This is a genomic window from Methylobacillus sp., from assembly GCF_036844465.1.
In the GTDB taxonomy this organism is placed as follows: Bacteria; Pseudomonadota; Gammaproteobacteria; order Burkholderiales; family Methylophilaceae; genus Methylobacillus.
Window position 1 is genome coordinate 209,968 of the sequence record NZ_DAIUFW010000002.1, and the last position, 12,447, is coordinate 222,414.

The following is a 12,447-nucleotide window of genomic DNA, read 5'->3' on the forward strand; positions in this document are numbered from 1 at the left end:
CCCGTAGGCAACGGCAAAATATTAGTCTTTTTCTGGATGCCGCCGCACAATCTATTGTGGGTGATTTTTTTACGTATTTTATCCCCAAATAATGTCTATGCAGGTGAAGCGCTTGAAATTTGCATCCCTGGCACCATATAGCGGTCATTGTTATTTAACCTCATACCGGAGTCAGCAAGATGTCCTCAGAGACGCTACACAAGGAAACCCTGGGCTTCCAGGCCGAAGTCAAACAGCTTTTGCAACTGATGATCCACTCGCTCTACAGCAACAAGGAAATTGTGCTGCGCGAGCTGATTTCCAACGCCAGCGACGCTTCCGACAAACTGCGCTTTGAGGCGTTGGCGAATAACAGCCTGTATGAAAACGACAGCGAACTGAAGATCCGCGTCAGTTTCGACAAGGAAGCCCGCACCGTCACCATTTCCGATAATGGCATCGGCATGAGCCGCGAAGAGGTGATCAACCATATTGGTACCATTGCCAAGTCCGGCACCAAGGAATTTTTCCAGTCATTGACCGGCGACCAGGCCAAGGATGCCAACCTGATTGGCCAGTTTGGCGTCGGTTTCTATTCCGCCTTCATCATTGCAGACAGGGTGACATTGATTACCCGCCGTGCGGGCAGCAGCGAAGCGGTACGCTGGGAATCCACCGGCGAAGGAGATTACACGCTGGAGCCTGCCGAGAAGGCAAGCCGTGGCACGGATATCATCCTGCACCTGCGCGAGGGCGAGGATGAATTCCTCAACGACTGGAAGCTCAAGTCCATCATCCGCAAGTATTCCGACCATATCACCCTGCCCATCGTCATGAAGAAATCCGAATGGAAGGATGGCGAGCAGGTGCCGACGGATGAGGACGAGACCGTCAACCGCGCATCTGCATTGTGGGCGCGCAGCAAGAACGACATCACAGAAGAGGAATACCAGGAGTTCTACAAGCACGTTTCTCATGATTTCGAGAACCCGCTGACCTGGAGCCATAACCGTGTGGAAGGCAAGCAGGAATATATTTCCCTGCTCTATATCCCCGCCAAGGCGCCGTTCGACCTCTATGACCGCGACCGCCAGCATGGCATCAAACTCTATGTGAAACGCGTCTTCATCATGGATGACGCCGAACAGCTCATGCCGCAATACCTGCGCTTCGTGCGTGGCGTGATCGACAGCGCCGACCTGCCATTGAACGTATCGCGCGAAATCCTCCAGCATTCCAAGGATATCGACGCGATCAAGACCGGTTCCGTGAAGCGGGTCTTGGGTATGCTGGAAGACCTGGCCGAGAACAAGTCAGAGGAATATGCCGGTTTCTGGAACGAATTTGGCCGTGTGCTCAAGGAAGGCCCGGGCGAGGATTTTGCCAACAAGGAACGAATCGCCAGCCTGCTGCGTTTTGCCAGTACACATGCTGATAATGCTGAGCAGGTAGTGTCCTTCAAGGATTACATCAGCCGCATGAAGGAAGGTCAGGAAGCGATTTACTATATTACCGCTGATACCTTTGCCGCAGCGCAGCATAGCCCGCACCTGGAAATCTTCCGCAAGAAGGGCATCGAGGTGCTGCTGCTATCCGACCGTGTGGACGAGTGGATGCTGAGCAGCCTGACCGAGTTCGACGGCAAGAAGCTGCAATCCGTGGCCAAGGGCGACCTCGACCTGGGCAAGCTGGAAGACGAAGCGGAAAAAGAGCAGCAGAAGAAAACCGAGGACGAATACAAATCCCTGGTTGAGCGTATTCAAACTACCTTGGGTGACAGTGTGAAGGAAGTGCGTGTAACGCACCGCCTTACCGATTCACCAGCCTGCCTGGTGGCAGGCGAGCATGACCTCTCGGGTAACCTGGAGCGCTTGCTCAAGGCGGCGGGTCAGAAAACCCCTGACAACAAGCCGACACTGGAGATCAACCCAGACCACAGTATCGTGCAGCGCTTGAAGGCGGTGGAAGATGAAGCGAAGTTTGCCGACTGGGCGCATCTTCTGTTTGACCAGGCATTACTGGCCGAGGGCGGGCAACTGGAAGACCCGGCTGCCTTTGTGCGCCGCGTGAACGCCATGCTTGCTTGAGTGTTTGGTTAGCTGTTCTTGGGTAAAGTGGCAGTTACTCGGAACCGTCATTGATGTTTGGTCAATGACGGTTTTTTATTGTATAATCCGCCGCTTCGTGTAAAGCCATGGGCAATGCGCGAAGTTTGTAATTGCAGGTATGCCATGCCTTGTGGTGTGGTGATAGCGTCGAGCTATCCATCCCGAATTGATTGCCGGGATGCAGGAAGCTATGTGTCAGGTCAGCCTGATCAATCCAACTATTGAAGGAGTTTAAAGAATGTCTAGATTCACCGGCCCACGTCTTAAAGTAATGCGCGCACTTGGTATTGATCTGCCTGGCTTGTCCCGCAAGAGCATTGAGGCTCGCCCAACCCCTCCTGGCCAACATGGCGCCAAGAACACACGCCGCAAGAAGTCTGACTTTGGCGTCAAGCTGCAAGAAAAGCAAAAACTGCGCTTCAACTACGGTCTGTCCGAAAAGCAACTGCGCCGCCTGATGGTGGATGCGCGTAAGGGCAAGTCTCCTACCGGCGAAACATTGCTGCAACTCCTGGAGCGCCGCCTGGACAACGTCGTATTCCGCGCTGGTTTCGCACCGACGATTGCTGCTGCTCGCCAACTGGTTTCCCACCGTCACGTATTGCTGAACGGTAAGTCTGTGAACATTCCATCCATCCGCCTGCGCGTGGGTGATGAGATTTCCCTGAAGTCCAGTAGCACCAAGCTCCCTATCGTTGTGGAAACTTTGGCCAACATGCCGCTGGTTCGCCCTGAGTGGCTGTCCTGGGCTGAACAGCCTCAGCAAGCCAAGGTGGCTCACTTGCCTGCAGCTGAAGACGTACCATTCCCAATTGATGTGCAACAAGTGGTTGAATACTACGCCAACCGCCTGTAATTCCCCCGGGAATTCAGCAGAAAAGGCCGCATTTGCGGCCTTTTTTATTTTTGTTGTTAATCTGATTCAAGCAGGCAGAGAGTGAAAAATAATGAAAATAGGGTGCAATTAGCTGCTAGAATGCGAATTATTCTTGACGGTATATATGAGAATAGTTATCATTTTTCGCTCTTGTGCAGGGGTGGCCTTGCATCGTTACTCCAACCTCGAATAGAGCGAGATGATGAAAACAGTAAATGATTGTAAGCGTGTAGTGCTTGCTGGGGGTGAAGGGTGCAGGGTTGTGTACTGCGAGAAATGCAATGTTGCAGAGATTGAGATAGGCGCGATGAGTTTGCGCCTGGAAAATCATGCGTTTCATTCAGTGGCCGAAATGATTCAGGAAGCCGCGGCGCGGCTGGCAATATACAGCGCCAATCAATCCCATCATCAATTGACAACCAGCACCAATAATGTCCATTGAGTTTTCACTAGCACGCCTTGCAACAGAGCAATTTGTTGAGGCGCCATTGATTCATCAATCAACTCGCAGTTTAGTCCCCAAGCGGATTTCGCGTGAACCGGGGAAGCAGGATTTTTCCATCAAGGGCTTGGTAACGACTATCGCTATCCATGGCGTGGTGTTTGCTTTCCTGGTTGTAGCTTCTACCAGGGAAATCCCGCCAGAGAAGGAAGCCGCTCCGCCGATCATGGTGAGCTTGGTAAAAAGCCCAGAGCCTGTGCCGGAAGTGCCCATTGTAGAGCCGCCGCCACAGCCGAAACCGCCTGAGCCCAAGCCTCAACCAAAGCCCAAACCAAAGCCCAAACCAGTACCCAAGGTAGTGGATAAACCGGTACCGATAGAAGCGCCAAAGCCGGTGGAGCCTGTTGTGGAGGAAACGGTGGAAGCAGAGATTGAACTACAACCATCGCAAGCCGCCCCGCAAGTTCCCGCGCAAGCACCAGTACAGGGTGCGCCGGTAGAGGCGGAGAAGGTCGCGCCAGCACCTCGCCCGGAACCCAAAGAGCAGGCTATCCTGGAAGTGCCGATCAGTGGCGTGTCCTATAGGCATCAAGAGATGCCAACCTATCCTGCCATGTCCAAAAGATTGGGCGAGCAGGGAGTTGCCTTGCTACGTATTAATGTTTCTGAGACAGGGATGCCGGAAACAATCCAGCTTGAGAAAAGCAGCGGTTTTGACCGGCTGGATAAGGCTGCTCTGGAGGCGGCAAAGAAATGTCGTTTCAACCCCTACATGCGTGATAACAAACCAATGAGGGTGACCGTGATCGCGCCGTTCAGGTTTAGTCTTTCAGATTAAAAATTCAACAAAATCAGCCATACTCTTTACTAAATTAGGATCAATGCAATATGGAAAATGCATACGAATTTAACAGCCTGGATTTCATTCTGGATGGCGGGCCGGTTTCTATCCTGGTGGCAGTCGTGCTTGTCTTCATGTCGGTGGCAAGCTGGTATCTCATGGTCATCAAGTTTTATCAGGCCTTGACCCTGCGCAGCGCCAACCGTGAATACAGCAACTATTTCTGGCAAGCGCCTTCCATAGAAGCAGGCTTGCGCCACCATAACGGTGAGACGATTGTCTCGCGCATTGCCAACCAGGCTGTGGATGCCGCTGAGCACCACCATATGCATGTAGCCAATCATGTCGAGGATGCCTGCAACAAGGATGAATTCATCGCCCGCGCCATGCGCCGCCAGATATCGATGGAAAGCGAGCGCTTGGATTATGGCCTGACCACACTGGCCTCGGTTGGCAGCGTGGCGCCTTTTGTCGGCTTGTTCGGCACGGTGTGGGGGATTTACCACGCCTTGGCGAGTATCAGTCAAAGCGGCCAGGCGACCTTGGACAAGGTGGCAGGCCCAGTGGGTGAAGCATTGATCATGACAGCATTGGGCCTGGCTGTGGCGATTCCTGCGGTATTGGCCTATAACGCGCTGGTGCGCCGTAATCGTTTGATCCTGGGCGAAGTGGAAGCATTTGCTAATGACCTGCATATCCTGCTGACAACCGGCGCGCCGTTGAATCCCAGCAGCAAGACGACGCCTGGCGCAGCGGCTGTGCGTACTGGCGCCAAGCTGAAAGAGGTGACGGCATGATGGCTGGAGGCGGGATTGGTGGCGGGGAGAGCAATAGCCGCCCCATGTCCGAAATCAATACCACGCCGCTCGTGGATGTGATGCTGGTGTTGCTGGTGATTTTCATTATTACCGCACCCTTGCTGACTCATGCAGTAAAGATTGACCTGCCACAGGCTACCAGCCAGCCTTCTCCGGAAAAGCCGGATATTATTGATGTGGCGATTGATGGTGCTGGCGTTATGTATTGGAATGACCAGATCGTGACTTTGGACGAGATGGGCATGAAACTGAACGAAGTGGCCAGCAAGGAACCCCAACCAGAGCTGCATATCCGTGCAGACAAGGATACACGCTACCAAATATTGGCTGATGTGATGGCGCATGCACAGAATGCTGGTGTGCAGAAATTGGGATTTGTCAGTGATCCTTCGCCAAAATAAGCTAATTTTCAAGTAAATGATAAAAAAGCCGGGAATTCCCGGCTTTTTCTTTAATGGCGCAGCGGTAAGGTTGTATGTTGAGGCTGTTCAAACTTTTTTTACTATTGTAGTCTTGTCAAAAGTTTCACTTGTTATCATCGCGTTGAACGCATTTCTACGCATGAGTTCATTCCTGAAGTAGGCCTGATTACTGCCGACTGAAGTCAATATTAAGGTTAATAAAGTCAGGCCGCTTCAGAAGCGTGTGTCAGCTGTCCATGATCAGTTGCTATATGCAGACCAGCAGGTGATATTTTGTAAACTCATCTGGAAAGACATCCATGACTGCCGCAAAAGAACCAAAAAATCTTCAGCCTTCCACACCTGCGATTACCACTGAAAAAACCACAATTTCCCAGGCATTGCAGAATCACCTGATTTTCTCTGCGTTCAAGACCACAGAAGCATCCACGCCGCGCGATTGGTACGTGGCGACTGGATATACCGTGCGCGACCATGTGGTTGAGCGTTGGGTCAAGACGGCCGAATCCTATAATGCGAAAGATCCCAAGCGGGTGTATTACCTTTCACTGGAGTTCCTGATCGGACGTATGTTGCAGAACGCGGCGCTGAACCTGGGTATTGAGGGAGAGATAAAAGAAGGCCTGAAGAGCCTGGGCCACAAGCTGGAAGATGTAGTGGAGCTGGAAAATGATGCTGCATTGGGCAACGGTGGCCTTGGGCGGCTGGCAGCATGTTTCCTGGATTCCATGGCAAGTATGGATATTCCAGGGGCAGGTTATGGCATTCGCTATGAATACGGTATGTTCCGCCAATCCATCAGCCAGGGGCAGCAGGTGGAAAATCCTGATAACTGGCTGCGATACGGCAATCTCTGGGAATTCCAGCGTCCTGAAAGTCAGTATCCCATTCGTTTCTATGGCCGCGTGATTGAATTTCCGACTGCGAAAGGCACGGAGTCGCATTGGGTGGATGCCGAAACCGTGTTGGCAGTTGCTTATGATATGCCGGTGCCCGGCTATGACACGGAAACCGTGAATACCCTGCGCCTGTGGTCGGCGAAGGCGACACGTGAATTCGACCTTGCGCATTTCAATGACGGCAATTACGAAAAAGCGGTTGAGGAGCGCAACGCCTATGAAAATATTTCCAAGGTATTGTATCCCAACGACACCTCCATGCTGGGCCGCGAGCTGCGGCTGAAGCAACAGTATTTCTTTGTTTCCGCCTCCATCCAGGACATTCTCCGCCGCTTCCTCGCCAAGCATGACGACTGGAACATGCTGCCGGAAAAAGTGGCGATCCAGCTCAACGATACCCACCCTGCGATTGCAGTGGCCGAACTGATGTATCAATTGGTGGACGTGCACCATCTGGCTTGGAACAAGGCCTGGGTCATCAGTGGCAAGGTGTTTGCCTATACCAACCATACCTTGATGCCGGAGGCGCTGGAAACCTGGTCGGTGGAAATGTTCGAGAAGTTGTTGCCGCGCCATCTTGCCATTATCTACCGCATCAACTTTGAATTCCTGCAAATGGTGAACCACAAGTTCCCCGGAGAAACCGAGTTGCTCAAGCGTGTTTCCATTATTGATGAGGACCAGGGCCGCCGTGTGCGCATGGCGCACCTTGCCGTCGTGGGCAGCCATACCGTGAATGGGGTGGCTGCCTTGCATAGTGAATTGTTGCGTAGCACCCTGTTTGCGGATTTCAACCGCATCTTCCCCAAGCGTTTTATCAATATCACCAATGGCATTACGCCGCGCCGCTGGCTCAACCAGTGCAACCCTGGCCTGACCAGCCTGCTGGAAAGCGTGATCGGCAGGGATTTCCATTATGACCTAAGCAAGTTACGCGCATTGGAGCCTTTGGCGGATGATGCAGATTTCCGCAAGGCATTCCGCGACATCAAGCATGCCAACAAGGAGCGGCTTGCCAACCGGATTGAGCATTTGACCGGCATCAAGCTGAACCCGGCCGCCTTGTTCGATGTTCAGATCAAGCGTATCCACGAATACAAGCGCCAGTTGCTGAACGTGCTGCATATCGTGACGCAGTACAACCGCATTCGTAGCGGCCAGGCCAGGGATTTGACACCGCGCGTCATGATTTTCGGCGGTAAGGCAGCGCCAGGCTACTGGCTGGCCAAGCAGATCATCCGCCTGATCAATGACGTGGCTTCCATCGTCAATGAAGACCCCGCCATTGGCGACAAGCTCAAGGTGGTGTTCTATCCCAACTATGAGGTATCGGCGGCTGAGTTGTTGTTTCCAGGCAGCGATCTATCCGAGCAGATTTCCACTGCTGGCACGGAAGCTTCCGGCACCGGCAACATGAAAATGGCGCTCAACGGCGCGTTGACCATAGGCACGCTGGACGGAGCCAATGTGGAAATCCGCGAAGAAGTCGGGGCCGAGAATATCTTCATTTTCGGCTTGACCACCGAGCAAGTGACAGAGCTGAAAGCCAACCACTACAACCCACGGGATTACTACAACAGTAATGCCGAGTTGAAGCAGGCATTGGATATGATTACCAACGGCTTTTTCTCTGTGGACGAGCCTGAGCGTTATCGCGCCATTGGCGAGGCCCTGCTCGACAAGGGGGATCAATACATGCTGTTGGCAGATTATGCGAGCTATATTGAAACCCAGGATATAGTAGGAAAACTCTTCAGGAATGAAGAGGAGTGGAGCCGCCGCGCCATTCTCAACGTGGCGCGTATCGGTAAATTCTCCAGTGACCGCACCATAGGCGAATACGTCAAGAAGATCTGGCACGTCAAGCCTGTGGAGGAGTAATCAAAGAGGCTGTGCGCATGGCCAGGTAATACGAGTAGAATAAACCTACTTCAATATCTACCGGAGGAGCCATGCGCCGCCTTGTCACAATCCTATCCATCCTCTTATTTTCCAGCCATGCTTCTGCGCTGGATTTAAGCAGCCTCAGTAATGCCGACGCCAGCCAGGGGCTCAAACAAGCGTTGACGCAGGGCGCTGAGCATGCAGTGAGCCAGCTAGGCCAAGCCGGCGGGTATCTCAATAACCCCAAGGTCAAGATTCCCTTGCCTGAATCCATGCAAAAAGCTGAAAAAGCCATGCGCATGTTTGGCATGGGCAAGCAGGCCGACGAGCTGGTGCTCAAGATGAACCAGGCGGCAGAAGCCGCAGTGCCAGAGGCCAAGGCCTTGCTGGTCAATTCCGTCAAGCAAATGAGCGTGCAGGATGCCAAGGATATTCTCACTGGCGGGCAGGATTCCGCCACACAGTATTTCCGTAAAACCACGTCTGGCCCCATGGCGGAGAAATTCCTGCCTATCGTGAAAAAGGCGACGGAAAACGTCAACCTGGCGCAGCAATACAACAAGTTTGCGGAAATGGGCAGCAAATACGGCCTGGTCAGCAAGGATCAGGCAAACCTTGAGCAATATGTAACGAACAAGGCGCTGGATGGCGTGTATCTCATGATGGCGGAGGAGGAGAAAGCCATTCGCCAAGATCCCATGGGGCAAGCCAGCAGCTTGCTGAAAAAAGTGTTTGGCGCAATGAAATAGCCATACGCCACGCTCCGGTATTGTTTGCCGGAACGTCTTATTTAGCCGGGGCCATTGAACCATAGCCTGCCCCGGCTTTTTCTTGCCTGTTTACCGCCATGGTAGTAGATGATTTTTATCCTTTGGAGGTAGTGCGTCGCCATGCTTTATTTGTTACTTTGCTGACAGGGGCAATTCAATGTTGATGTAAAAACTCAATAAAAAACAGGAGCAAAGTATGCAGAACTGGCTATTTCTGACCATCGCCATTGTCAGCGAAGTGGTGGCGACATCAGCATTGAAAGCTTGTGATGGATTTACCAGGCTTGGCGCTTCCATCATCGTGGTGATTGGCTATGTAGTCGCCTTCTATTTTCTCTCGCTGGCATTGAAGGTGATTCCGGTCGGCATTGCTTACGCTATCTGGTCAGGGTTGGGCATTATCCTGGTGTCGCTGATTGCCTTGGTGATCTATGGGCAAAAGCTCGATTTTCCCGCGATGGTGGGCATGGGCTTGATCATCGCGGGTGTTTTGGTGATCAATTTGTTATCCAAAAGCGTGGCGGATTGATATTGACCTGATTACTGCCGAAGTCGGGCGAAAGCTCGGCTTTTTGTTTCTGCCACTTCTATCCAATATTTCCCGCAAGTATGTCGCTGCATGATGTAGATGTAGTGTGCCGGATATTGTCCTGGCTGTATCATGGAAGCTATCTGTGGATTAGTATTCGGAATGGAAAGGAAAAGTGATGGCAGCTCCCTGGCTGGCGGTTGTATTGAAGAATGTACCCTGGGGCGAGGTGATACGCCGTGCGCCAGACATTGCGGATGGCGCGAGGAAACTTTGGCAGAGCGTATCCGGCAAGCAGGATTACCGAGAGCCGAAAGTGTACGACGTACCTTATAGCGAGCTGGAAAGCACCAGTGAGAGGGATGCGCGCATCCAATCGCTTGAAATGCAGATTGCCCGGCTGCAAACGCAGATGGTGGAATCGTCGCAATTGATCAAGACATTGGCCGACCAGAACGAGCAATTGATTGCGCGGGTGGAAAGTAATCGCAGGCAGGTTGCCAAGCTAAGCAGGGTAGTGTTGGGCCTGGTGATCGGCTTGATTGCTGTCGCGGTATGGGTATGGCGTTTAGCACCCCTGAGCGTGTAGCAGGGTAGTGTAATAAGCCTAGAAGAGCGGGTCAGGCCAGTTGCACCGAAGTGATACGGTTACGGCCATGGGACTTGGATTGGTAGAGCGCTGAATCGGCTCGTTCCATGAGCAATTGCAGCGATTTGGCCAACTCATTGCTGGGAGAGGTAGCAATGCCGATGCTTAGCGTGACGACAATACCATGAGGCTTCAACAATTTTTCTGATGTCTGGGCAAATACCCGCTGTAACCGTTCGCCAACTTCTCTGGCTTCTTTCTCGCTGCTGTTGGGCAGGATAATCACGAATTCATCACCACCGTGTCGCGCAAACAAGTCTGAACTGCGCAACTGATGATGAACGATATTGGCAAAGCTGCGCAGGATGTGGTCGCCAAAGGCATGTCCAAGCGTGTCATTCACTTGCTTGAAATGGTCAATATCCACCAATAGTAGTGCAGTGATGGGGTGGGTGTCGGAATAGCGGCGCATGGTATTGCTTTCCACCGCGGCCTTGAGGCCTTCGCGATTGAGCGCGGAAGTGAGTGGATCACGGAGGGCGCGGCCAATCCAGCTGCGGTTGATGCGTTCCATAATCATCAGCAGCATGGACATATTCCATAATGGCCCCATCACGGCTGCCAGCAGGAGTATCCACATATTGATGCCGCCGGGTGCGAAAATGGTATCTCCGCCCAGTTGGTTGGTCAGGCCAGCCAGCACACGGATGCCAAATACAATGGCTGTCAGCGTGAAGATGCCGGTGACGATATAAGCCGAGCTGATATCCTCTTTACGCGCAATGATCATGGTGACCTTCGCAATATGCAGCGCGTAATAACCGCACGCCAGCGCGCTGAGCGCAGCCCGATCAGCATAATATTGGCTGCCGTCCTGCATGAACAGGAAAAGCACCGCCAACAGGGCAAGAAACAGGAAATGCATCCGCCAGCGCAGAGAGCGGTGATGCATGCGGCGGGTGGTGGCCATCAGGAGAAAATAGCCGAAAATGACTAGCATATTGGCAACCACGACACTGTAGAAATCAGGCACGATATCGCGGAAAGTCAGCAGCAGAATGCCAGCCCCCGTGGATAAATTACTGATTCCCCAATATTTTAGCCAGCGGTCGAAACGTCCGGTCAAGGTAAGCAGCATCAACACAACACCGGTGGTTGTGGCAAGGAGTCCGACCAGGAAAATAATGGTTTTGACGTCAAGCTGCAGCATGATCTGTGGCCAATAAGCCTGTTAGGAGTGGGTGATTATAGCGGCTTATCCATGAAAAATCCTGAATGACAAATGCTAAGTTGACCTTGCAGAGGAGACATCCCAATGATTGTCGGTAGTGGGGCAGATCGAAGCAATCAATTTTGTGCCTGTGGATAATGAGATCGCCGTAAAAAGTACAGAATTGCCCGGCGAGTTTCATAAAGACTCGGCAGAACGGATGATTGTGGCAACAGCCCGCAAGCTTGCCGCGCCACTGATCACAGCGGATGACAAGATTCGCGCTTATCCTCATGTGCGGACGATCTGGTGAGCGCGTAAAAGGAATGCAGTAGATCAGTGAGATTGTCTACGAGCATATGACGCGCTGAAAGCGGTCAATATTCTAGAGGGTAAGGCCACGGCGGCGGCTGAGAGGATAAAGCAGTGTTACACGGCTTTATCACTAACAGGCGTTACTTCGCAGGCACTTAATTCACCAGATCCCGGTTCAAGGCCGAGATGACAAGTAAAGTAAGTATCATGTAGTCAGCTGGATGCCAGCTTGAGGCCGACAATACCGGCGATGATGAGGGTTAGGCTGATTATGCGCAGGGCGGAGGTGGGTTCGTTGAAGAGGAAAATCCCCAAGATGACGGTGCCCACTGCGCCTATGCCTACCCAGACGGCGTAGGCGGTGCCCATGGGCAGGTCGCGCATGGCTATGCTGAGCAATACCACGCTCAATGCCATGGCGATAATGGTGCCGACGCTGGACCAGAAGCGGGTGAAGCCTTCGCTGTATTTTAGGCCGATTGCCCAGACGACTTCGAGCAGACCTGCGATGGTGAGTGTGAACCAAGCCATGAAGAATTGAATCCCGTGTTGATATGCAGCGCTAATGCCTGCAGTTGTTGTCTTTGAAGGGGCCTTTGACCAGCGTCCAGCCATCACCGGGAGAGATTTGCAGGCAGACCAGCTTGCCGTCCAGCCTGCTTTGCCATAAGTACCAGGAGGCAGGGGCTGCCGCCAGCGGAGCTGTCCACAATGTTCCCAGTAATATCCATCGCCATGCTGATTTCATGGCGCTTATTCTACAG

The 12,447-nt window shown here is 52.6% G+C and carries 14 protein-coding genes; 11 read left to right on the forward strand and 3 right to left on the reverse strand.

Features of this window, described 5'->3' with window-relative positions; genetic code table 11:
- Positions 1-179: 179 nt before the first annotated feature.
- The 10 genes from htpG to V7Z75_RS03410 all read left to right on the forward strand — a co-directional run bounded on the left by htpG (position 180) and on the right by V7Z75_RS03410 (position 10,158).
- On the forward strand, positions 180-2,066 hold the full coding sequence (htpG, locus tag V7Z75_RS03365) for a molecular chaperone HtpG (RefSeq protein ID WP_334107199.1): 1,887 nt from the start codon (positions 180-182) through the stop codon (positions 2,064-2,066).
- 259 nt (positions 2,067-2,325) lie between these two features.
- Complete coding sequence (gene rpsD, locus V7Z75_RS03370; protein WP_334107200.1) at positions 2,326-2,943, forward strand: 30S ribosomal protein S4; 618 nt, start codon at positions 2,326-2,328, stop codon at positions 2,941-2,943.
- Between the two features lie 220 nt (positions 2,944-3,163).
- Complete coding sequence (locus V7Z75_RS03375; RefSeq protein WP_334107201.1) at positions 3,164-3,406, forward strand: hypothetical protein; 243 nt, start codon at positions 3,164-3,166, stop codon at positions 3,404-3,406.
- Positions 3,396-4,244, forward strand: coding sequence for an energy transducer TonB (locus tag V7Z75_RS03380; RefSeq protein ID WP_334107202.1), 849 nt, complete (start codon positions 3,396-3,398; stop codon positions 4,242-4,244). Before V7Z75_RS03375 ends, V7Z75_RS03380 begins: the two co-directional genes overlap by 11 nt.
- A gap of 50 nt (positions 4,245-4,294) precedes the next feature.
- Complete coding sequence (locus V7Z75_RS03385; protein WP_334107203.1) at positions 4,295-5,044, forward strand: MotA/TolQ/ExbB proton channel family protein; 750 nt, start codon at positions 4,295-4,297, stop codon at positions 5,042-5,044.
- Complete coding sequence (locus V7Z75_RS03390) at positions 5,041-5,466, forward strand: ExbD/TolR family protein (protein ID WP_334107204.1); 426 nt, start codon at positions 5,041-5,043, stop codon at positions 5,464-5,466. Before V7Z75_RS03385 ends, V7Z75_RS03390 begins: the two co-directional genes overlap by 4 nt.
- Positions 5,467-5,786: 320 nt before the next feature.
- On the forward strand, positions 5,787-8,267 hold the full coding sequence (locus V7Z75_RS03395) for a glycogen/starch/alpha-glucan phosphorylase (RefSeq protein WP_334107205.1): 2,481 nt from the start codon (positions 5,787-5,789) through the stop codon (positions 8,265-8,267).
- Positions 8,268-8,338: 71 nt separating this feature from the next.
- Entirely contained in the window at positions 8,339-9,019 is a 681-nt protein-coding gene (locus V7Z75_RS03400) for a DUF4197 domain-containing protein (RefSeq protein ID WP_334107206.1), read from the forward strand.
- 217 nt (positions 9,020-9,236) lie between these two features.
- Complete coding sequence (locus V7Z75_RS03405) at positions 9,237-9,569, forward strand: DMT family transporter (RefSeq protein ID WP_334107207.1); 333 nt, start codon at positions 9,237-9,239, stop codon at positions 9,567-9,569.
- A gap of 178 nt (positions 9,570-9,747) precedes the next feature.
- Positions 9,748-10,158, forward strand: coding sequence for a hypothetical protein (locus V7Z75_RS03410; protein ID WP_334107208.1), 411 nt, complete (start codon positions 9,748-9,750; stop codon positions 10,156-10,158).
- A gap of 31 nt (positions 10,159-10,189) precedes the next feature.
- Here the strand turns inward: V7Z75_RS03410 and V7Z75_RS03415 are convergent, their stop codons facing one another.
- Positions 10,190-11,368 carry a GGDEF domain-containing protein gene (locus tag V7Z75_RS03415; RefSeq protein WP_334107209.1) on the reverse strand — a complete coding sequence of 393 codons (1,179 nt, stop codon included), beginning with the start codon at positions 11,366-11,368 and terminating at the stop codon, positions 10,190-10,192.
- A gap of 118 nt (positions 11,369-11,486) precedes the next feature.
- Between V7Z75_RS03415 and V7Z75_RS03420 the strand changes: the two genes are divergently transcribed.
- Positions 11,487-11,681 carry a PIN domain-containing protein gene (locus V7Z75_RS03420; RefSeq protein WP_334107210.1) on the forward strand — a complete coding sequence of 65 codons (195 nt, stop codon included), beginning with the start codon at positions 11,487-11,489 and terminating at the stop codon, positions 11,679-11,681.
- Between the two features lie 215 nt (positions 11,682-11,896).
- Here V7Z75_RS03420 and sugE read toward each other — a convergent pair whose 3' ends face one another.
- Entirely contained in the window at positions 11,897-12,214 is a 318-nt protein-coding gene (gene sugE / locus V7Z75_RS03425) for a quaternary ammonium compound efflux SMR transporter SugE (RefSeq protein WP_334107211.1), read from the reverse strand.
- Positions 12,215-12,245: 31 nt separating this feature from the next.
- Entirely contained in the window at positions 12,246-12,431 is a 186-nt protein-coding gene (locus V7Z75_RS03430) for a hypothetical protein (RefSeq protein WP_334107212.1), read from the reverse strand.
- Positions 12,432-12,447: the final 16 nt, after the last annotated feature.

Bases quoted from the DNA above. Each gene is read 5' to 3' on its own strand.
- V7Z75_RS03385 (WP_334107203.1), top strand. From the start codon at position 4,295: ATGGAAAATGCATACGAATTTAACAGCCTGGATTTCATTCTGGATGGC.
- V7Z75_RS03405 (WP_334107207.1), top strand. From the start codon at position 9,237: ATGCAGAACTGGCTATTTCTGACCATCGCCATTGTCAGCGAAGTGGTG.
- V7Z75_RS03375 (WP_334107201.1), top strand. From the start codon at position 3,164: ATGATGAAAACAGTAAATGATTGTAAGCGTGTAGTGCTTGCTGGGGGT.
- sugE (WP_334107211.1), bottom strand. From the start codon at position 12,214: ATGGCTTGGTTCACACTCACCATCGCAGGTCTGCTCGAAGTCGTCTGG.
- V7Z75_RS03395 (WP_334107205.1), top strand. From the start codon at position 5,787: ATGACTGCCGCAAAAGAACCAAAAAATCTTCAGCCTTCCACACCTGCG.
- V7Z75_RS03410 (WP_334107208.1), top strand. From the start codon at position 9,748: ATGGCAGCTCCCTGGCTGGCGGTTGTATTGAAGAATGTACCCTGGGGC.
- htpG (WP_334107199.1), top strand. From the start codon at position 180: ATGTCCTCAGAGACGCTACACAAGGAAACCCTGGGCTTCCAGGCCGAA.
- V7Z75_RS03430 (WP_334107212.1), bottom strand. From the start codon at position 12,431: ATGAAATCAGCATGGCGATGGATATTACTGGGAACATTGTGGACAGCT.
- V7Z75_RS03380 (WP_334107202.1), top strand. From the start codon at position 3,396: ATGTCCATTGAGTTTTCACTAGCACGCCTTGCAACAGAGCAATTTGTT.
- V7Z75_RS03415 (WP_334107209.1), bottom strand. From the start codon at position 11,368: ATGCTGCAGCTTGACGTCAAAACCATTATTTTCCTGGTCGGACTCCTT.
- rpsD (WP_334107200.1), top strand. From the start codon at position 2,326: ATGTCTAGATTCACCGGCCCACGTCTTAAAGTAATGCGCGCACTTGGT.
- V7Z75_RS03400 (WP_334107206.1), top strand. From the start codon at position 8,339: ATGCGCCGCCTTGTCACAATCCTATCCATCCTCTTATTTTCCAGCCAT.
- V7Z75_RS03390 (WP_334107204.1), top strand. From the start codon at position 5,041: ATGATGGCTGGAGGCGGGATTGGTGGCGGGGAGAGCAATAGCCGCCCC.